Raw genomic sequence first — 20,047 nt, 5'->3', positions numbered from 1 at the left:
GCGCCTCCAAGGCCGGCACCTGGCTCAAGGGCCTCTTCGCTGGCAAGCCAGCTCCTACGCTCGGGAGGTAAACGAAGGTTCATCGCACGGTCGCGGTGAATCGCAACAACGGCGTCAGTCACGGCGCCGGCAGTGGAACAACAACAATAATCACTGTAAGGAAGCCCCCTATGTCAGAACACGCTCAGCCTCTCAATGCGTCCCTGGACGACTGTGCCGCCAAGGGCAGTCAGAAGGTGATCTTCGCCTCGTCACTCGGCACGGTGTTCGAGTGGTATGACTTCTTTCTCTATGGCGCCCTGGCAGCGGTGATCAGCAAGCAGTTCTTCGCCGGGGTCAACGACACCACGGCGTTCATCTTCGCCCTCATGGCCTTCGCCGCCGGCTTCGTGGTGCGCCCCTTCGGCGCCCTGGTGTTCGGTCGCCTGGGGGACATGATCGGCCGCAAGTACACCTTCCTCGCCACCATCGTCCTCATGGGAGTGGCGACTTTCGCCGTGGGCCTGTTGCCCAACTACGCCAGCATCGGCATCGCCGCACCGATCATCCTGGTGGCCCTGCGCATGCTCCAGGGCCTGGCCCTGGGCGGTGAATACGGCGGTGCCGCCACCTATGTGGCCGAGCACGCGCCCCAGGGCAAGCGCGGTTTGCACACCAGTTGGATCCAGTCCACCGCGACCCTCGGCCTGCTGCTGTCGCTGCTGGTAGTACTGGCTTGCCGCTATTTCACCGGCGATCAGTTCGAGGTCTGGGGCTGGCGCCTGCCGTTCCTGCTGTCCATCGTCCTGCTGGGCATCTCCACCTGGATCCGCATGAGCCTGCACGAGTCGCCGGCGTTCCTGAAAATGAAAGAAGAAGGCCGCGCCAGCAAGGCGCCGATCCGCGAGTCCTTCGGCAAATGGGAGAATCTCAAGGTGGTGCTGATCGCCCTGTTCAGCATCAACGCCGGACAAGCGGTGACCTTCTATGCCGCGCAGTTCTACGTTTTGTTCTTCCTCACCCAGTTCCTCAAGATGGACCCGGCCCTGGCCAACAGCCTGCTGATCATCAGCGTGGTGATCGGCGCGCCGATGTTCATCTTCTTCGGCTGGCTCTCGGACAAGGTCGGCCGCAAGCCGGTGCTGATGCTCGGCCTGTTGCTGGCCACCGTGCTGTATTTCCCGATCTTCAAGGCCCTGGCCCATTACGCCAACCCGGCCATCGACCAGGCCAGCCGCCAGGCGCCCATCAGCGTCAGCGCCGACCCGGCCACCTGCACCTTCCAGTTCGACCCGGTGGGCAAGGCGCGCTTCGACAGCCCCTGCGACAAGGTCAAGACCTTCCTGGTGAAACAGGGCCTGCCCTACAGCAGCGTCGCCGCCCCGGCCGGCAGCCCGGTACAGGTCAGCGTCGGTGACGTGAAGATCAACGGCTTCGACGAAGCGGCGCTGCGTGGCGCGGTGACCCTGGCCGGCTATCCGCAGCAGGCAGACACCCAGAACGTCAACAAGCCCATGGTGGTGCTGTTGATCGTGGCGCTGATCCTGATTGCCGCCATGTGCTACGGCCCGCTGGCAGCGCTGATGGTGGAGCTGTTCCCGACCCGTATCCGCTACACCTCGATGTCCCTGCCCTACCACATTGGCAACGGCTGGTTTGGCGGCTTCCTGCCCACCGTGTCCTTTGCCCTGGTGGTGTACACCGGCGATATCTTCTATGGCCTGTGGTACCCGGTGCTGATTACCGGGGTCAGCCTGGTGGTGGGCTTGCTGTGTTTGCGTGAGACCCGGGATATCGATATCGACCACGTCTGACGGGGCCGTTCACGGGCGAGCAGGATTGCGTAGGAGCCGGCGGCTGTCAGGTGTTGTTACAGCCGCTGGCGATGGTGTCTTGATTGGAGGCGCTGGACTGCGACGGCTCCAGGTTCCACTCGGGCGGGTTGCCGGCGATCGTCAAGGGCGGCATCGATGGGACGGCTTGAATAACGCGCTGCTTTGCGCCACTGTCTCGGCACTTTTTCCGGCGGAGACCGAGCATGCTGTTGATCCTTCCCGCAGTGATGGCCCTGGCCTTGATCCTGGTGTTCTGGCGCCGTCAGAAAGCCCTCACTGCGTTGCGCCGGGAAGCCTATATCCGCAACTTCACCTTGCCACCGCGGCTGTTCGAGCCGCTGCGCACCCAGCATCCGCACCTGAGCCTCAAGGACTGCCAACTGGTGGCCCAGGGCCTGCGCCAATTTTTCCTCGCCTACCTCAAAAGCGGCCAGCGCTACGTGTCGATGCCGTCCCAGGTGGTGGACGACCTGTGGCATGAATTCATCCTGCATACCCGGGACTACCAGGCGTTCTGCAACAAGGCCTTCGGCCAGTTCCTCCATCACACCCCCGCTGCGGTGCTTGGCCAGAACGCCGAGCAGAAAAGCGACAACGGCCTGCGCCGGGTCTGGCGCCAGGCCTGCCTGGAAGAAAACATCAACCCGGCCCAACCCAGCCGCCTGCCGCTGCTGTTCGCCCTGGATGCCAAGCTGAAGATCGCCCGGGGCTTTCACTACGTCGCTGACTGCCAGTCCCTGCGGCGCCTGACGGACAACGGCAGCACGGCCGCGGTGGTGCACTGCGGCAGCGAGCTGCACAGCAGTTCCTTCGACAGCGATTCCTCCAGCAGTGGCAGCGACAGTGACGGCTCGCGTTTCGGCGGCGACGGGGACAGTGGCGCCAGCGATGGCAGCGGTTGTGGGGGTGGCGGTTGTGGCGGCGGGGGTGGTGACTGACGTTCAGTGAAGAGCGGCGCCTTGGCGCCGCTCCCGTCACACAGCGTTGATCAGGCGATGATGTCGGTGAAGGCCGCCTGGCCCACGGTGCCCACGGCGAAGTCCACCGCGCCATGGCCGGTCAGGTCGATCATCAGGCTGGTCTGGTTGGTCTCGGCGAAGTAGGTGAGGATCGCATCGCCGGCGTGGCCAGTGAAGCCGCTGACGAAGTTCAGGGTGGCGCCGGTGGAGGCAAACAGGCCGCTGAGGTCGATCTTGTCCTCGCCACTGGCGAAATCCATGATCCAGTCCGGGGCGTCGAAGGTCGAATCCGCAGCCGCGCCGTAGACGAAGGTGTCGGCCCCCGCCCCACCCCACAGGCTATCGCCGCCGCCACCGCCGTAGAGGATGTCGTTGCCGGCACCGCCTTCGAGGATGTTTGCCGCAGCGTTGCCGATCAGCAGGTCATTACCGGAACCGCCGATGGCGTTTTCCACGGTCACGCCATGGGCGATGGAGACGTTGCCCACCAGGCCGCCGACATCGGAGAAACCACCCTCGTTGAGGTTGATTTTCTGGTTCTGGGTGAAGCCGGAGAAGTCCAGGGTATCGTTGCCGCCACCGTCCCAGACCGCGAACACCAGCTTGTCGGAGGCGCTATGGGCGCTGTAGAAATCCCGCTCGGTGTTGGAGTTGAAGCCATAGACCGTGTTGTCGGCACGGGTCTCGTGGTTGGCGCCATAGAGCTTCTGCACCGCGACGATATCGTCCAGCAACGGCGCCGAGGCGTAGGCACCGCCGCCGTCCTTGCTGAAGTTCTGCCCGGTGTGGCTCTCGCTCCAGTAGCTCATCAGGCTGTAGCCGCGGGTGTCCTGGGCGTAGGTGACGTCGTTGTAGGTGGGGCTGCCGCTGCCGGCGTTGTATACACCCGGATGGGACAGGCCCAGGCTGTGGCCGATCTCGTGGGTCAGGGTCTGGCGACCATAGTTGCCATTGCCCGGAGTTTCGTTGACCCGGTACTGGTCGTTGATCAGGTACCAGGACTGGCCGTCATAGCTGCTGCCGGACGGCAGGTAGGCGAAGGCCGCGCCGCCGGTGCTGACGTTGTAGTTGCCGAAGCTCAGGTGGCCGTCGCCGCCCTTGGCGGACTCGCTGAAGGTGATGTTGGCCACGTCCGACCAGGACTGCAGGGCCAGGAAAGCCTGAGCCTTCTGCAGCGCGCTGAACTCGCTGAAACTGCCCAGGGCCGGGTTGTAGTTGGCCGGTTTGTCAGTGAGGAAGCTGTAGCTCAGGCCGATCTTGCCGTCGCCGTTCTGGTCGTGCCAGGACAGGCCCTTGCGCAGGATCGAGTCGGCGGCCTGGTCGGCGGTGAACGATGGCTTGCCGTTCACCAGTTCGCTGCCGCCCCGGTCATACAGATGGCTGAAGGCGTGGACCTGCTGGTAGGCATTACTGCCCGCTGCGAGCGGGTCGATCCCGTAACCGATAGTTTCAGGAAGTGCTTTGGATAGTGCGTTTGACATTGTTACGTCCTTGTTCCAGACAAAAAATTTCCGATAGAACAGCCACGACCCCGCCTGCGAGATCGTCCTATCACTCGCCCATTGAGGCCCTGGAAACCTGACACAGTCGTCAACGGCGAGTCCACGGTTTTTTTTGTCCGACAAAAGCCCGAAAACCGCTCTGTCCCGGGGTAAATATTCCACTCGCGCACAGCTCTGGCAGCCGATAGGCTAAGCCCCCATCCGGGGTTGCAAAGGGCCGCTCAGGCCTCTGCCTCCAGGCTGTTCCACGAGGAGTCCGCGATGCGCAAAATCCTGCTGCTGGGCACTTTGATGATGTTCACCGGCGCCGCCCACGCCGAAGCTGTACCGCTGTTCAACGTCTCCTGCCCCGGCAATCTGGCCGTCAGCGCCGACCAGGGCGGTCCGATTTACATCAACGGCAAAGTGGTCAAGAGCCGCGCCGTGGATGACCGGCATTTCCAGGTCAAGACGCCGGAAACGAACCTGACCATCAGCGTCGAGGACGACGATTCAGTGAGCGTGAAGTACAGCGACAAACACGGTGCCAGTGGCCTGTGCGAAGCCGTGGACGACTGAGGCGCCTCAGAACAGGCCCATCTGCCCGCCCACCAGGGTGCTGAAGTCGTCCTGCACGAACGGCAGGATGGCGTCTGCCACCGGCTGCAGTTGCCGGGTCAGGTAGTGCTCGTAGTCGATGGCCGCGCGGCGGTTTTCCAGGGGCTCGGGGCCAGCCAGGGTGATCACGTAGCTGATCCAGCCACCGTTCTGGTACTGCAGGGGCCGGCCCTGCTCGCGGTTGTACTCGTCCGCCAGGCGCGCCGCGCGCACATGGGGTGGCACGTTGCGCTCGTAGTCGTCCAGGGGACGGCGCAGGCGCTTGCGGTAGATCAGCAAATCGTCCAGTTGCCCGGCCAGGGTGCGTTGCACGTAGTCGCGCACATAGTCCTGGTAGGGCTGGCGGTGGAAGATGCGCTGGTACAGCTCCTGCTGGAATTCCCGGGCCAGGGGCGACCAGTCGGTGCGCACGGTCTCCAGGCCCTTGTAGACCATCTCCTGGCTGCCATCGGCGCGCTGCACCAGGCCGGCGTAACGCTTCTTGCTGCCCTCCTCGGCGCCGCGGATGGTGGGCATCAGAAAGCGTTTGTAGTGGGTTTCAAACTGCAACTCCAGGGCGCTTTCCAGGCCGTACTCTTGCTGCAGATGCTCGCGCCACCACTGGTTGACGTGGGCCACCAGGCCGCGGCCGATCAGCGCCGCCTGCTCCTCGTCATGCAGGCTGCCGAGCCAGACGAAGGTGGAGTCGGTATCGCCATAGATCACTTGATGGCCCTGGGCTTCGATCAACTGCCGGGTACGGGCCATGATCTCGTGGCCACGCAAGGTGATGGATGACGCCAGGCGTGGATCGAAGAAGCGGCAGCCGCTGGAGCCGAGCACGCCGTAGAAGGCGTTCATGATGATCTTCAGGGCCTGGGACAATGGCGCGTTGTGCTCGCGCTTGGCCACTTCGCGGCCCTCGGCGACCCGGGTCACGATCGAGGGCAGGCAATGTCGGGTACGGGAGAAGCGCGCGCCGCGAAAGCCTGCCACCGAGTGCTGGTCATCCGGTTGACGCAGGCCCTCCACCAGCCCCACCGGGTCGATCAGGAAACTGCGGATGATCGAGGGGTACAGGCTCTTGTAGTCCAGCACCAGCACCGACTCGTAGAACCCGGGCCGCGAATCCATGACAAAACCACCGGGGCTGGCCTGGGGCGGCAGCTCGCCGAGATTGGGCGCGACAAAGCCCTGGCGATGCATCAGCGGCATGTACAGGTGAGTGAAGGCCGCCACCGAGCCACCGCTGCGGTCGGCGGGCAGGCCGGTGACCGTGGCCCGCTCCAGGAGAAAGGTCAGCAGCTCGGTCTTGGCGAAGATCCGCGTCACCAGCTCGCAGTCCTTGAGGTTGTAGCGGGCCAGGGCCGGCTTGTCCTCGGCGAACATGCGGTTGATTTCGTCCATGCGCTGGTACGGGTTGTCGATGGACTTGCCCTCCCCCAGCAGCGTCTGGGCCACGTTCTCCAGGCTGAAGGACGGGAAACTCCAGGTCGCCGAACGCAATGCCTCGATACCGTCGATGATCAAGCGCCCGGCGGCCGAGGCAAAGTAATGGGTGCGGCTGCCGTGCTCGCGCCATTGCATTTCCTCGCCACCACGCCCCAGGCGCAGGGGCACGGCCAGGCGCCGGGCATGTTCGTGAAGCACCCGCAGGTCGAACTGCACCAGGTTCCAGCCGATGATTGCGTCAGGGTCGTGCTCGGCCAGCCATTGGTTGAGTTTCTCCAGCAACTGCTCGCGGCTGGCGCAGAACTCCAGATCGAAGTCCACCGGGCTGTCGTCCTCCCGGGCCTTGCCGAGCATGTACACCTGGCGCTGGCCACACCCCTCCAGCGCAATGGAGTACAACTCACCGCGCTCGCTAGTTTCGATGTCCAGGGACACCAGCTTGAGGGTCGGGCGGTAGTCCGGCGCCGGCTTCATCTGCGCCTCAAGCAACAGGCCGTCGGGCCCTGGCTGGCCGCCAAAGGACACCGGCGCGGTAATGAAACGCTCCATCAGGTAGCGCTCGGGCGGTCGAACGTCGCCCTCGAACACCTCGACACCGGCACGGCGCAGGGTCTTGTCCAGGCGCATCAGCTGATTGTGCTGCGGGCAGTACATGCCCAGCACCGGGCGCTGGTGGAAGTCCCGCAACTGCAAGGGGCGCAGCTGGACATCCGGGTCGTCGGCCAGCAAACGCTCGGCCTGGGCCCGCTGGGCCGCCGGAATGAAGGCCACGGACGTTTGCAACGGCAAGCGGATACGGCGCGGCCCCTGATCGGTGGCCAGCCAGAATTCGACTTCCGTGCCCGCCGGCGTGTCGCGCCAGTGCCGGGTCAGGACGAAGCCTTGTTGTACATCCACCGCTGCAACCTCAGAACATTTCAAGGCGCCGATTCTACCTGCCCTGACCGGCATTGGGGGGCCTGGGTGATGGCTTTTCGGCTTTTGTCAGACAATATGTAGTGCCTTAAAATTTTCACTACAAAACCGTTGACGAGAGGATTTCGCCCTTGCATGATGCAGGCGTCCCCCCGATCGGGGGACGAGGCAAAGGTGTTATGAGCAAGCTCGTCTGACCGCCGAGCTGTGACCCGGATGTGTACTGCCCACAAGGCAGATTGATGAAACTGACCTGGCATTGACCGTCCAGTACCAAGACGGGAAGCCGGCGAAAACTCTTCAAGATGCTTGTGGCCGATGGTGGGAATGTCGGCAGCTTCATCCAGGTTTACGCTGCTTCTCTTCGTTGTGACGCTATTGCGTAGCAGTTAATCAAGGCAACTACACGCATCAGGCTCTGGGCCTTATCTGTATCCGACAGACACCCTCTGTCGCCCTGTTTCCGGTATCAGGGTTCAACTTACCGACGTAGCAAGATGAATTAGCGAATCAACTTAGATAGATCGATAAATGGTCAAGGGGGCTACAAATGAATCTTAATAATCAACCCACTATTGATGAATTGGCACGTATGTTCGCCGCACAGAAAGACAGCCACGACAGCCATATCCTGTGGATTGCCAAGTCGGGCCAAGTGCATATCGACTGCCTGTCGCCCCATAGCCATGAAGCAGAGTTCGACCAGAACAACCAGGAACTGGCGGCCCGCCTGAAGATGTACCGCCGCGGCCAGGGCTACGTCGGCAAGAAAGCCGCCGCCGACAAAGACTTCATCGGTCGGGTCCTGGAGACCCTGAAAGCCGAATGGCAATCGCTGCGGGACAACTCGGAAGTTCGGGTGATTGATCGGTTTTGTTGAGTACCTTGTGTGATCAACGGGTTGAACACCCGTTGATCCACCCTCTTCCTGGAACAACTGCAACACGGCACATAACCAACTTCTGCGTGTTGCAGCCACCTCTAGCAACTTTCACTCCCCTCATGACTTGCCACAGCGTTGCAACAAGTGGCTCGGAACTTCCCTGACGCGCCTGTTTCTCGACCATTCGATCCGGCACCTGGGCATGCTCTTCGAGCACAGCGGCCTTACTTGCCAGTGAGCGACGCCGGAGGGACGAAATACACATCGCGGCGCTTTAGCCCATAGTTGCCCATGCGCAGGTAACGCTCGTTCATGTTCATGAAGGGCTTGATCATCGGCGCGATGATCAATAGAAACGCGATGGTCCCGATGCCGAATGGCCCGCCCATGAACCAGCCGAGGACAAAGACCGAAATCTCCAGAACCATCTTCGCCAGGGTGAAGGACCAACCGAGTTTGTTCATCATGCTGATCACCAGTAAATCGATGACCCGGATGCCGATCCCGCTCATGATGATCAGCGCCGAGGAATAAGCGCACAGCCCCAAGCCAATGGCGAGCAGCACATAAGGCCCCAGGGCCGCCGCCAACACCTCGTCAAACTCCAGAAACAGCCAGAGATCGATGAACAGTCCGGTCAGGGTCGTGGTCACAAAGGGACTGATCGGCGGCCACTGCCTGTTCCACAGTGCCCACCAGAGCAACAAGCCCACCGAGAACAAAGCAGAACAAGCCCCCAGTCCCACCTGCAGATGATTGTTCAAGGCGATGACAAACACATCCAGTGGATCGGTGCCCAATCGGCTGACAATAAAGAACAGTGCCCCCAGCGAAAAGATCATCACGCCTATCAAGTACATCGCCAGCCGACTCGGCGTCAGCCAGGCACGCACAGAGGCGGCCAGGACTTTCTTCAGGCCCTTGGGCTCGTGGATTGGTTCGTTGATCATATCGTTTGCCTTTTCTCAGAATGGATACATCCGTTGTGTCCTGCCATGCGCCCATTCACCTCGAGCTCATGGAGATAAAACTCATGCCGTTGCTGACATGGCGAATGCTGACCCTGGAGTTGTCGATGCCACCTTCGCAAATCTCGTTCTGCACTTCGTGGCTGGCCTGGGCCAGATACAACCCGCCCAGCACCGAGGCTTCGGTGCCCTGGGGGGAATGCATCACCAGGGGCGGATTCAAGGAGGGTTTCAGGTAGCCCGGCTCGCGCAGCAGCATGCCCACCTGATGGGGAATTTCCGGGAAGCGTCCGAGCATGCCCCCGCCAAGGCAGATCACCTCCACCCGGAACAGCTCCACCAGGTTGGCCGTGGCCAGCGCCAGGGCCTGTACCGCCCGCAAGCGCCAGTGGTTAAGCGTGGCCTCATCGGAAAAGCCCATCGAGGCGACAAACTTGTCCAGTGAACGGAACGACGCATAGGCCTGCAGACAACCCGCCCGTCCACAACTGCAGGGCGCTCCTCCGGGCCAGACCAGCAGGTGTCCCAATTCGCGATCGGGCAACATGCGGCCCTGATAGACCACGCCGCCACCAACCCCGGTGCCCAGGGAAAAATGCACCAGGTTGGAGGCACGCATGACCGTGGCATCGCCGAAAGTCGCCGCCGTTCCGTCATCGCACCAGATCACCCGTTCGACCCCCTCGATGCGAAAAGCCGGGCCGATGGCCAGGCCTTCCCAGTCGGGTCGATTGGGCCAGCGAATGATTGTGCCGTCGGCATTGATCGTCGGCGCGCTGGCAATCACCAGGCAATTGATCGGGCCGTACAGCGCTATTTGCTGGCACAACAGGACCACCGCCTGTTCAAGAATGCTTTGCGGAACACAACCGGCCGGAATCTCGATGCGCTCACGCTGCACAACGCGTCCGGCGATGCTGAAGTGAAGGGCCATCTTGCTGCCGCCCAGGTCGATACTTGCGCAATGCATCAGAAACGCCCTCCGCCATCGACCGCGATCACCGCACCGTTGATATAGGAGGCCCGGGCCGAGGCGAGAAAGCCGACCACTGCCGCCACTTCCTCGGGGCGTCCCAAGCGTCGCAGGCCAATACGCTGGCACACCTGCTGTTCCTCGGCGGCGCTGTAATGGGTCGGTGGTCCGGCCACGGCCCCCGGAGCTACCACATTGACGGTGATGCCGAACCCACCGACCTCAAAGGCCAATGATCGGGCGTAACCATGCAGCGCCGCCTTGGACGCGGCATAAAGGCTTTGCCCGGGCATCCCGCTCTCGCCGGCCAGTGACCCCAGGAGCACCACGCGCCCGGCTCGCTGCCCCAGCATCGGCCGCACAACCTGACGCACCAGGCGGATCGTGGCCTCGACATTGAGTTCGAACAGCGGGTCGCCATCGAGTTGATTGCTGAGCAGGGCAGACTTGCGCAACATCTTCCCGGCACAACAGACCAAGGCATGAATCGGCCTTGAGTCAGCGGCCAGGGTGGCCAGCATCCTTGAGGTATCTTCTGCGCATGTCAGGTCGCAAGCGACCGGAATCAGTGTGCCAGGCAGCTCCGCGGTCTCGGCGACCAGGGCTTGCATACGCTCGATGTTGTGTTGATAGACCCCGAAGACCCAAGCGCCTTCGCGGACCAGCTCTTCACATATCGCAGCGCCCAGCACACCTGAAGCCCCTGTGACAAGGCACACCCGTCCATTCAGTTCCAGCATGATTTTCCCTATCTGCAATCGATTTAAACAGGCAGCTGAACCGCTACCCTGTATGACACCCGGTACTGCGTGGTTCCTGCCGTCGCCACAGGAAGCTGGCGAAAGTACTTGTCTTCGAAGCAGCTCAGGCAGGGAGCTCCGTTGTGGTCGTAGGATTCGACAACGCACAGCCTCAACAGCGCGCCCAGCGGTGACCTGTGCAGCGGCCATTGATCACAGACAAGCCCCGCCTGCTGTGACAGCAGGCGGATCATCAAGGGGTCCACGGCAATCCACTCACCACAGATCTGCAGTTCGGCCCAGTAATGGCCGGTGGCATAGGGGGAACTGAGCAGCAGGCCGAATACCTGCCTGGCAGGCAAGCCGAGTGCCTTGGCCCGCTCAACCAGCAGTTTCGAGAAGCCACCGCATTCGGCCAGCTTGTGCCGGCTCATGAATTCAAGATCCCAACGAACTCCGTCATGCAGCATGTAGAACTGCATGCCGGCACTGACCTCTTCGATCAGCTCCCGAAACGGACTCGGCAGGAGCCGCATTTGGCCCGGTATGACTAGGCATTGGCGATAGAAGTCACCGCCCTGCGGTGCCTCCAGCACACACAGGCGCTCCGCGGCGGTCAGCACCTGGATCGGCCCCTGGGGCGGCTGTTTCTCGTTGAGCGTATACACCAGTTCAACCTGTCGCTGACGATCGGACTGGCGAAACGCCGTGGCCCAACTGCGCATGGCCAGTTTGTGCAACGACGGCAAGCGCAGGTGCAGGGACAGGCTGTACAGATCGTCAGGATCGAAGAACTCGTCGTGCTCCTGAATACGCGACACCAGGCCGATGGACTTCAGTGCCTGCAGGTCACTGTCGACAAAGCCATAGAGCCCCGCCTCCCCTGCCGCCACGCTGAACCGGCGATGGTGATCCTCGACCTTGCCCAGGTTATCGAGAACAGCTTGCGCCATCGGCTGCCGAACAAGCGCCAGGCTGGTCATGCGAAGCTCGTCATTTCACATTGGGCAGCCGCCTGACAACCACTCAGCCCGGCGATTGTCGGGGCGATCTGTTGCAGTTGAAGGGGCCCCGGCGCGGCCTTGATCCTGGCCCCATCCAACAGCACGAAGCCGCGGTCGCGATGCCATCCCGACTGCGCGGTGCGGCGCACGTGGTTGGCCCAGCGCGGATCGCCCAAAGGTGGGCGCTTGGGGTCCGCCGGAGTCACGATCAGGCTCGGGGCCAGGTGAGTATGGGGGCCCTGGTACACCTCCTCCCGGGCACGGACGCTGGCCAGCGCCGGCTGCCCATCGGCAAAGCGGATGTCACTCAGGCATTGCATCACCGCCTGGCGTTGAGCAGCGCTGGCGTGCCCTTCATTGCACAGGTCGGCGCACAACATCACCCCATGGGAACCCTGCACCGTCTCCAGCGCGACGCTGCGCTTGAGGTCAACCTGCCCCTGCTCGTCGAGCACTTGCAGGCCCGCGGCCCGCAAGTGCTGATCGATGGAGAAGAACCCCGCCAGTTCGCCGAAGCCCATTTCGGAAAACACCAGCATCGACTCTGGAGCCAGGGACTGCAGACGCGCGCAGGCACGGTCGATGAAGTCATAAGCGCGCAGAATCTGCGGGCGCTGCGCGGGCTCGGACTCAAGCATTTCGTACCACATGAAATGTGACAGACGATCGGCCAGGGTCAGGTTGACGATCATCACATCCGCCTCTTGCGCAAGCGCCATGGCGCTGTCGAGCTGATGCTCGGCAATCCGGAAGGCCTGGGCCGCGAACTCGTCGAAGGGCTGCCCGGTGTAGAACAGCGAAACGTCATGGGCGTAGCGCACCCCCTGGGCATTCAGGTCGCGCAGCAGGCTGCGCGGGTGGCTGGTGTTCATCGAGTTGTGCATCGGGTAGGTAATCAGCGTGCCATTGAGCGGCCGCGGCGGATGGGTGAGCTGCACATTGACCACCGCAAAACGCTGACCGGCCATTTCCGGCCACTCCCAAAGCCGGGGCGCCATGACATCGGTGGTTTCGAGAATCCGCGGAATCTCCCCCGAGCTGTGGGCGCTCCAGTAGGAAAAGCAGCCATGCCGACCCGGGTTGACCCCCGAGAACGCGGTCGCCAGGTTGCTTGGCTCATAGGGCACCGGCCCACAATTCAAATGCCGATAAGAGTGCGCGCCCAAGCGCTGCGAGAACCATGGAAGCCGGCCTTTGGCAACTTCGGACTCCAGTACCAGTGGGTCCATCCCTTCGGCAATGACAATCAATGTCTTCATAATATCAATTAGCCTCTTATCATCCCTGAATCCGGCAAACTTAGTGAATACCGAACCAACACTTAGACATGACCGCAAAGTGACAATCCCTTTGCAATGTCGCGAATACCACCCTGTCAAGAAAGCGAATAAAAGGCAGAAAGACACAAACCACTCCTTTATTTAAAAAGGAGAGCTGCATATAAATTCCCAGATATGAAACGACACTTCCTTGACGTCAGCTATTCTTATAAAGCGCGCCTAAGCCCGCCACCAACCCACCTCAAAGCCATTCAGAACGGGGGCTTCAGGACAAATCAGCTATTTCCGATTTTTTAACACAGGGATTAATTCGGACACGACAACTGCAACTCCGAGAGTATTTCACAATATTACAAAGGATTACTAAAAATAACCTTGCACCCAGCTTTTAATCCCATGTTATCTTCACGGCGACTCTGAAAATAACAACTAGGGAAGCACCACCCACGAACTACAAAATCTATAGCGCGACACATTTGGCAGCCCAACTACAACTTCAGGAAAGACACTTTAAACACCGGGACTTCTTCCAAAACATCCCGGTAAACATCTGCTTGCCTGTTTATTTATCAACCTTTCCAAGGGAATGGATGTATGACCCTGGCTATTGATGGCGGTACCCCTGTTCGACAAACCCCTTATCCCGGCTGGCCACAGTTTGGCGCCGAAGAGGAAAGCGCTCTGCTGCGCAGCCTGCACCAGGGCCAGTGGTGGCGCATGCAAGGCTGCGAAAACCTGGACTTCGAACAGGCCTTCGCGCAGATGCACGGTGCCCATTCGGCCTTTGCGGTGAGCAACGGCACAGTGGCGATCGAAATCGCCCTGCAAGCCGCAGGCATCGGTGCCGGTGACGAGGTCATAGTGCCGGCGTTCACCTTCATCTCCACCTCGATGGCCTGCCAGCGTATCGGTGCCACCGCGATTGCCGTGGATGTACTGCCCGACACGCTGTGCATCGACCCGGCCGCCGTGCTGGCGAACATCGGCCCCCGCACCCGAGCCATCATTCCAGTACACATGGCTGGGCACATGTGCGACATGCTCAGCCTGTCGAGAATCGCCGACCAGCATCGGCTGGTGATCATCCAGGACGCCGCCCATGCCCACGGCGCGCGGGGCTACGCAGATACCGGGATCGGCGAGTATGGCTCCCTGGCCTGCTTCAGTTTCCAGAACTTCAAGCTGATGACCGCCGGTGAAGGCGGCCTGGTCCTGTGCCCCAACGAAGAGCTGCGCGAGAAGGTCTTCCTGTATGGCAATTGCGGGCGTCCGCTGGGTGATCGCAGCTATCAGCACACCGTGGTCGGCACCAATGCCCGGTTGAGCGAGTTCAGCGCCGCGGTGCTTGGTGTCCAGCTTTCACGCCTGGAGCAACAGACCCGTGTGCGCCAGCACAACGCCCGGCTCCTGAGTGACACCCTGGCCCGCCAGGGACTGGTCACCGCACAGGTGCGCACCCAAGATGCCCACACCCATCCCTATTACATGTTCCTGTTCACCCTCAACGACCTCCCGGGCCAGCGCGCGCTGGATCGCAACCGGGTGGTGGACTGCCTGGTGGCCGAAGGCATCCCGGCGTTCCGCTCCTACCAGGCGCTGTACCGCATTCCCAGCTTCTGGCAGGCACCGGCACCGACCCGGCAGGACCTGGCCCAATGCATCGCCTCCTGTCCGGTGACCGAGCACATGGCACAACGAGGTATCTGGATCCATCACCGCGCCCTGCTCGGCAACGAACAGGACACCCTGGACATCGCCACGGCCATCGCCAAGGTCCACCAGCATCTGGCCGGCGAACGATGATCGAGCCCCGTATAGCCCTCGTCGGAGCCGGCTGGGTGGTGCGCAATGTCTGGGCACCACTGCTGGTGCAACACAATGCGCACATTGTCTCGGTGATCGATCCACAGACCGATGCGAGTACGGCCTTCCCTGCCCTGTCGCCTGGCCCGCGCTGGCATCGCTGCATGAGTGACCAGGCGTTGCACAATTGCAATCTGGCCCTGATCTGCTCGCCCAACGTGCATCACGTGCAGCAAGCCTTGAGGGCCATGGGCCAGGGATTGCACGTGATCCTGGAAAAACCCGCCTGCCTGTCCTCCGCGGATGCCGAACAGTTGATCCGCTGCAGCCGTGAAACCGGTGCCGAACTCCTGGTCAGCGCCGCGGCGGCCCACCGCAGCGACGTTCGCGCCATGGCCGCGGCCCGGGGCGCACTGGGCACCCTGCACTGCATCGATGTCAGCTGGCGTCGGCGTCGTGGGGTACCGCGCCCGGGCTCCTGGTTCACCCAGGCCAGTCAGGCCCTGGCCGGCTCGGGCGCAGACCTGGGCTGGCACCTGCTGGAGGTGGCTCTGCATGCACTGGACTATCCGTTGATCGACGCGGCCTTGTGCAACCATGTGCCGGCGACCGCCGATGAAGCTCAACAGCAGGCCACCTGGCGTGGCGACCAGGGCCCGGGAGGCGCGATCGAAGTCGAGTCGCAGTCATTCAGTTGCCTGCAGGCCCGGGGCGGCACGCTGGTGCGCATGAGTACTGCCTGGGCCAGCCACCAGGAGCACGATGAAACCCGTATCACCCTGTACGGCAGCGCTGGTGAGCTGTGTTTGCGCACCACCTTCGGCTTCAGCCAGAACCGCATCCAACAGCCGAGCCTGACCCTGACCGTGGACGGCACCCAGACCTCTCTGGCCTTCGCCGCCGAGGACAACCTCGCGCCCTACCGGGACTTCCTCGGCAGCCGCATCGCCAGCCTGGGCACTTGTGCGCAGACCCGCGAACACGAGTACCGCAAGCTGCGCTCGCTGGCCTCGGCGATGTCCGCCCTCTACCCCCATCTCACGCCATCTTGCACCGCCCGGCCAGGTCACTGACCGGGCGCCGCAGCCAGGAGCCACTCCCATGGCCAGTTCCACACCGCTCAAAGACAAGTTGCTGCAACTCTCCAAACTCTCGGGGCCGATCGTCGTGTCGCGCATCGGCTTCCTGTTGCTGTCCCTGGTGGACACCATCATGGTCGGGCGCTATGCCACCGAGTCGCTGGCGGCGATCTCCATCACCCACGCGATTGCCGACACCTACATGCTGATTGCCGCCGGGTTGCTGTTCGGCATCCTGGTCATGGGCTCGATCGCCATCGGCCAGCAGGACCCGCGCGCCGCCGGCCTGGCCGCCCAGCGCGGAGTGGTCCAGGCCCTCGGTCTCGGGCTGGCCTGCGCCCTGGCCAGTGTCGCCAGCCTGCCCTTGCTCGCGCGGTTCGGGGTGCAGGCGGAGCTGGCCGCGGCCATTGCCGAACTGATGGTCATCGTGGCGCTGGGGTTGCCGGCGATCCTGATCTACATCGCCTACTCGTTTTTCCTCGAAGGCATCTCTCGCCCCATGCCCGCCACCCTGGTCATCCTGAGCGGCAACCTGGTCAACGCAGTGCTGTGCTACGCCATGGTCTACGGCGAGTTCGGCCTGCCGGAAATGGGCGCCCTGGGCTCAGCCTGGTGCACCACCATTGTCCGGCTGTTGATGGCACTGGCGATCGTGCTGTATGTGCACCGGATCATGGCTGACCGTGACGATTTCGCGATCAACCAGCGTTTTCGCTGGGCCTGGCCGCAATGGCAGATGCAGCGCCGCATCGGTTACGGCGGCGGCTTGAGCTTCGGCATCGAAGCCCTGGCCTTCATGCTCATCGCGGTCATGGCCGCAGTGGCCTCGCCGTTAATTGCCGCCGCCTGCGCGGTGCTGGTCAATATCCGCTCGATCCTGTTCATGATTCCCATGGGGGTCGGCTTTGCCACCTCGATCCAGGTGGGCATGGCCCACGGCAACCGCGACCTGCCGGACATCAAGCTGTCGACCCGCGCCGGGCTGCTGCTGGGGGTGTCCCTGAGCACCCTCTGCGCCCTGGTCCTGGCGGCCCTGCCGGAACCGTTGCTGGCGCAATACAGCCATGACTCGCAACTGCTGGCCGTGGCCCTGCCGAGCATGCTGCTACTGGCCCTGGCGCTGCCCTTCGATGCCTGGCAGGGAATCATGTCCAATGCCCTGCGCGGACGCGAAGACGCCATGGCCCCCACCCTGATCCATGCCATTGCCTACCTGCTGCTGATGGTGCCCCTGGGCTGGCTGCTGACCCTGCACTGGCAGCGCGGCCTCAATGGTCTGGTGGAAGCCATGCTGATCGGCAACCTGATCGCTGCGGTGCTCATGACCCAGCGCCACCACCAACTGAACCACCAGCCCGGCCAGGCTGGCCCTGCCAGCGACTTGCGCGACGAAGGTGCCTGATGCAGCTCTCCGTGATCATTCCGGTGCATGCCAAGGCCGAGCGCCTGCGCCTGACCCTGGCCAGCCTGCAGCGCCAACAGGCACGCTGTGAATTCGAGACCGTGATCGTCGCCGACGGCGCCCAGCCCGCCGTACTGGCCCTGGTCGAATCCTTGCCGGACGTACGGCTGCTCAGCTCGCCGGGCCTGGGGCGCGCAGCGGCGAGGAATCTTGGGGCCAGTGTCGCCAGGGGTGAGATCCTGCTGTTTCTCGACGATGACATCCTGGTCCAGGACGGTTTCTTCGAGGCCCACCTGCAGGCCCAGCAGGCACACGGCGGCCTGGTACACGGCCGGCTGCGGGAACTGATTGCCCTGGGTCCGGTGAGCGATCCGGCCCTGGGCACCGTCGGCTGCCCACCGATCCTGGTGGAAGACTTGCTGGCCGGGCGCTGGACACCACAGAGCGCGCGGACCCTGGCCAATCCCCTGGAGCAGGCCGCAGAACATCCACGGGCCAGCCAGTGGCCATGGCTGGCCAGTGCCGGGGCGAACATCTCCCTGTCGCGCAGCGCCTGGCGCCAAGTAGGCGGGTTCGATGCGTCCTATGGCCGACGCTGGGGCATGGAAGACCTGGACCTGGGCTACCGCTTGTGGCGGGCCGGGGTCAGGCTGAGCCTGGAACCCCGCGCCTGCGGTTACCACATGTCCCATCACAATCCCCAGCGCTGGGAAGACCATCGGCATAACCTGCAACTGTTCCAGGCCCAGGCACCAATCGCCGAGGCCCTGGCCCTGGACGAACTGCTCTCGCCCACCGGCTCGGTGCAGCGCTACATCGCCCGGGTCGACCAGATCCGGCAGAACGCCGTGTCCCCCTGTACGCGGCAGTGACGCTGCAGGGCCTGGAGAAAACGGCCCTGACCGGCGAACAGCATCAGCACCTGGGAGCGGTAGCACAGCGCCGCCTCGCGCCACGCCGGCCAGGAACAGGCAATATCCCGGGCCTGCAGCTGCAGGCCCAAGGCCCGCACATGCCCCTGCAGCGCCTGCTGCGACAACTGCTCGGCATAGGGAAACTCACTGTAGAAATACACCCGGTTAGGCAGCTCGCGGGCCAGGCGATGGGTCAGGCAATGGTCGACATGCCCCCCGATGGCCAGCGGCGCGCAGACCACATCCTGCGGCCGTAGAAAACCTTGCAGCGCAGCCACCAGGGCAGCCTCCGGGGCTGGCCAGGAGCCCGGGGCGCTGTCCAGGAACAGCGACTGCAGGCTGGCATGCGCAAAACCTCCGCCCTGATCCAGACGCAATGCACCATCCGCTGCCTCCAGGTTCGAACAGCCGTAGCCGAGGACTGCGGCGGCACGCCGATCCTCGGCGCGACGTTGCCCGGGCGTGGAAAAACAGCGCCAGCGCTGCTCCGGCGCACGGGCCCGGGTCAGCCCCGCCGGGGCGTCGCCGGCAAACAGGCTCAACAGCTCAATCTCCTGCCGCGGCGCCCAGCGTGCCAGGCCGCTGCCCAGGGACCAGACCCCATCGTCCGGGTGCGGCGACAGCACCACCACCCGGCCATTGCCGGCCTCACTGGGCATTGGCGGTGCTGCCTGCGTACAACTGGCCCAAGCGCAGGAACCGGGAGATCTCCCGGTCATTGCGCTCCACCACCCGGCAGCGGCCCATCTTCAGGGGCGAGAGCTGGATGTCCGGGAAGTTGCGCATCTGCACCCAGGACAGGTGGGAAAAGGCCTGGTACAGCGCCTGCAGTTCACGCTCGCACGCCTGCACCCGCAACACCGGCGGCACCTCGGCCAGGCGTTGCGCGCTGGCGCTGAAGGCTTCCTCGAAGGCACTGCACACATGGGTTTCGGGACAGGGCACGCAGTAGTCCAGGTACAGACCAAAGCGCAGCAGCACCTGATGCATCTCGACTTCCTGCCTGACCTGCTCCACTGACAGCACATCGTGACTGCCGAAATTGAGGTAGCCGCTGCGCATGGCCGGTGGCGCCTTGAGTGCCTGCAAGGCGCGACAGACGAACATCAGCAAGCCTCCCAGGTCCTTGAAACCATTGACCGCAAAGCAGTCGAACTGCCCGACCAGGCTCTGGGGCAAGGGCTGGAAGACATCGTACTGAACCACCTCGATGTTATTGAAACCCTGCTGCGCCGCGACCCGGGCAATGGTCGCCAGCAACTGCGGGTCGATGTCCGCCACGACGATCCGTCGGCGATAACCATGTACCGCGAGGAACAGCGAGAACAACGCGTCATCCCCCAACAGCAACAGCGCCTCGTGATTCAAGTCGCCCAGGCTCTGCATGATCTTGTAACGACGGATCAAGGTTTCGTAGGTCTCGACGGACTGGCTGTACTGGCTCTGCTTGTCACTGATGAGATCGGTGAGGATCTCGCGAAAATGCGGGTTCAGGCGCAGGCTGTCGTCGCCCACCAGATGCAGGCCGCAGCCCGGCAGCGGAGTCTCATCCGGCCCCTCCCGGACAAAGCGCTGCGGCGAGCCTCCCGGCACCACGCGCAGCTGTCCCTCGGCCAGCAGTTGCGCCAGGCACCAGAGCACCTGCCGCACCGTCAGGCGCGACGACAGCAATTGATAGACCCGTTGGGGGGTGGCGAGTTTGGACAGCAGGTCGTCCAGTGCGGCGGGGTCCGCGGGTAAAGCGCTGGGCAGCATCGCCAGTCCTGTCTGTAGATCCGATCGA

General features: G+C 63.0%; 17 protein-coding genes and 1 pseudogene. 8 read left to right on the top strand and 10 right to left on the bottom strand.

Translation table 11 applies throughout. From position 1 onward, the window contains the following. The first annotated feature begins 170 nt into the window (after positions 1 to 170). Positions 171 to 1,793, top strand: coding sequence for an MFS transporter (locus LOY69_RS12750; protein WP_110595790.1), 1,623 nt, complete (start codon positions 171 to 173; stop codon positions 1,791 to 1,793). Between the two features lie 46 nt (positions 1,794 to 1,839). On the opposite strand, the pseudogene LOY69_RS12745 reads toward LOY69_RS12750, so the two are convergent. Then, positions 1,840 to 1,932, bottom strand: a pseudogene (locus LOY69_RS12745) (hypothetical protein); the annotation flags it as partial. Positions 1,933 to 2,017: 85 nt separating this feature from the next. Here LOY69_RS12745 and LOY69_RS12740 point away from each other — a divergent pair. Next, positions 2,018 to 2,752 carry a glycine-rich domain-containing protein gene (locus tag LOY69_RS12740; RefSeq protein WP_265074665.1) on the top strand — a complete coding sequence of 245 codons (735 nt, stop codon included), beginning with the start codon at positions 2,018 to 2,020 and terminating at the stop codon, positions 2,750 to 2,752. A 50-nt stretch (positions 2,753 to 2,802) separates the two neighbouring features. Here the strand turns inward: LOY69_RS12740 and LOY69_RS12735 are convergent, their stop codons facing one another. Further along, positions 2,803 to 4,254 carry a serralysin family metalloprotease gene (locus LOY69_RS12735; protein ID WP_265074664.1) on the bottom strand — a complete coding sequence of 484 codons (1,452 nt, stop codon included), beginning with the start codon at positions 4,252 to 4,254 and terminating at the stop codon, positions 2,803 to 2,805. A gap of 282 nt (positions 4,255 to 4,536) precedes the next feature. On the opposite strand from LOY69_RS12735, the gene LOY69_RS12730 reads away from it, so the two are divergent. Next, a complete protein-coding gene (locus tag LOY69_RS12730) occupies positions 4,537 to 4,833 on the top strand; it encodes a hypothetical protein (RefSeq protein ID WP_102879838.1) in 297 nt (98 codons plus the stop codon). 6 nt (positions 4,834 to 4,839) lie between these two features. Here LOY69_RS12730 and LOY69_RS12725 read toward each other — a convergent pair whose 3' ends face one another. Further along, the gene (locus tag LOY69_RS12725) at positions 4,840 to 7,200 is read right to left on the bottom strand and encodes a DNA polymerase II (RefSeq protein WP_265074663.1); all 2,361 of its coding nucleotides are present in this window, start codon (positions 7,198 to 7,200) and stop codon (positions 4,840 to 4,842) included. A 568-nt stretch (positions 7,201 to 7,768) separates the two neighbouring features. Here LOY69_RS12725 and LOY69_RS12720 point away from each other — a divergent pair. Further along, positions 7,769 to 8,098 carry a hypothetical protein gene (locus LOY69_RS12720; RefSeq protein ID WP_265074662.1) on the top strand — a complete coding sequence of 110 codons (330 nt, stop codon included), beginning with the start codon at positions 7,769 to 7,771 and terminating at the stop codon, positions 8,096 to 8,098. 227 nt (positions 8,099 to 8,325) lie between these two features. Here the strand turns inward: LOY69_RS12720 and LOY69_RS12715 are convergent, their stop codons facing one another. The 5 genes from LOY69_RS12715 to LOY69_RS12695 are packed head-to-tail and all read right to left on the bottom strand — an operon-like array spanning position 8,326 to position 13,045. Further along, complete coding sequence (locus tag LOY69_RS12715) at positions 8,326 to 9,051, bottom strand: YczE/YyaS/YitT family protein (RefSeq protein WP_102879840.1); 726 nt, start codon at positions 9,049 to 9,051, stop codon at positions 8,326 to 8,328. A 55-nt stretch (positions 9,052 to 9,106) separates the two neighbouring features. Then, positions 9,107 to 10,039 carry an ROK family protein gene (locus LOY69_RS12710; RefSeq protein ID WP_102864356.1) on the bottom strand — a complete coding sequence of 311 codons (933 nt, stop codon included), beginning with the start codon at positions 10,037 to 10,039 and terminating at the stop codon, positions 9,107 to 9,109. Next, positions 10,039 to 10,782 carry an SDR family NAD(P)-dependent oxidoreductase gene (locus LOY69_RS12705; protein WP_170004919.1) on the bottom strand — a complete coding sequence of 248 codons (744 nt, stop codon included), beginning with the start codon at positions 10,780 to 10,782 and terminating at the stop codon, positions 10,039 to 10,041. Before LOY69_RS12705 ends, LOY69_RS12710 begins: the two co-directional genes overlap by 1 nt. 23 nt (positions 10,783 to 10,805) lie before the next feature. Next, the gene (locus LOY69_RS12700) at positions 10,806 to 11,765 is read right to left on the bottom strand and encodes a transglutaminase domain-containing protein (protein ID WP_110653497.1); all 960 of its coding nucleotides are present in this window, start codon (positions 11,763 to 11,765) and stop codon (positions 10,806 to 10,808) included. Beyond that, positions 11,762 to 13,045 carry an alkaline phosphatase family protein gene (locus LOY69_RS12695; RefSeq protein WP_265074661.1) on the bottom strand — a complete coding sequence of 428 codons (1,284 nt, stop codon included), beginning with the start codon at positions 13,043 to 13,045 and terminating at the stop codon, positions 11,762 to 11,764. The genes LOY69_RS12700 and LOY69_RS12695 overlap by 4 nt, the downstream gene beginning before the upstream one ends. A gap of 615 nt (positions 13,046 to 13,660) precedes the next feature. Between LOY69_RS12695 and LOY69_RS12690 the strand changes: the two genes are divergently transcribed. The 4 genes from LOY69_RS12690 to LOY69_RS12675 are packed head-to-tail and all read left to right on the top strand — an operon-like array spanning position 13,661 to position 18,222. Beyond that, positions 13,661 to 14,869 carry a DegT/DnrJ/EryC1/StrS family aminotransferase gene (locus tag LOY69_RS12690; protein WP_102864352.1) on the top strand — a complete coding sequence of 403 codons (1,209 nt, stop codon included), beginning with the start codon at positions 13,661 to 13,663 and terminating at the stop codon, positions 14,867 to 14,869. Next, positions 14,866 to 15,942 carry a Gfo/Idh/MocA family protein gene (locus tag LOY69_RS12685; protein ID WP_185021152.1) on the top strand — a complete coding sequence of 359 codons (1,077 nt, stop codon included), beginning with the start codon at positions 14,866 to 14,868 and terminating at the stop codon, positions 15,940 to 15,942. The genes LOY69_RS12690 and LOY69_RS12685 overlap by 4 nt, the downstream gene beginning before the upstream one ends. 28 nt (positions 15,943 to 15,970) lie before the next feature. Continuing rightward, positions 15,971 to 17,350, top strand: coding sequence for an MATE family efflux transporter (locus tag LOY69_RS12680; RefSeq protein WP_265074660.1), 1,380 nt, complete (start codon positions 15,971 to 15,973; stop codon positions 17,348 to 17,350). Further along, on the top strand, positions 17,350 to 18,222 hold the full coding sequence (locus LOY69_RS12675) for a glycosyltransferase family 2 protein (RefSeq protein WP_110595795.1): 873 nt from the start codon (positions 17,350 to 17,352) through the stop codon (positions 18,220 to 18,222). The genes LOY69_RS12680 and LOY69_RS12675 overlap by 1 nt, the downstream gene beginning before the upstream one ends. Here the strand turns inward: LOY69_RS12675 and LOY69_RS12670 are convergent. Both LOY69_RS12670 and LOY69_RS12665 read right to left on the bottom strand, forming a co-directional pair. After that, positions 18,162 to 18,923, bottom strand: a complete 762-nt coding sequence (locus LOY69_RS12670) for a PIG-L deacetylase family protein (protein ID WP_170004784.1) — start codon at positions 18,921 to 18,923, stop codon at positions 18,162 to 18,164. The two genes, LOY69_RS12675 and LOY69_RS12670, sit on opposite strands and share 61 nt — an antisense overlap. Then, complete coding sequence (locus LOY69_RS12665; RefSeq protein ID WP_265074659.1) at positions 18,913 to 20,019, bottom strand: bis-aminopropyl spermidine synthase family protein; 1,107 nt, start codon at positions 20,017 to 20,019, stop codon at positions 18,913 to 18,915. Before LOY69_RS12665 ends, LOY69_RS12670 begins: the two co-directional genes overlap by 11 nt. Positions 20,020 to 20,047: the final 28 nt, after the last annotated feature.

Source organism: Pseudomonas sp. B21-059 (genome assembly GCF_026016285.1).
Taxonomy (GTDB): domain Bacteria; phylum Pseudomonadota; class Gammaproteobacteria; order Pseudomonadales; family Pseudomonadaceae; genus Aquipseudomonas; species Aquipseudomonas danubii.
The sequence above is the reverse complement of the archived record's forward strand: the minus strand, read 5'-3'. Positions and strand labels throughout refer to the sequence as shown.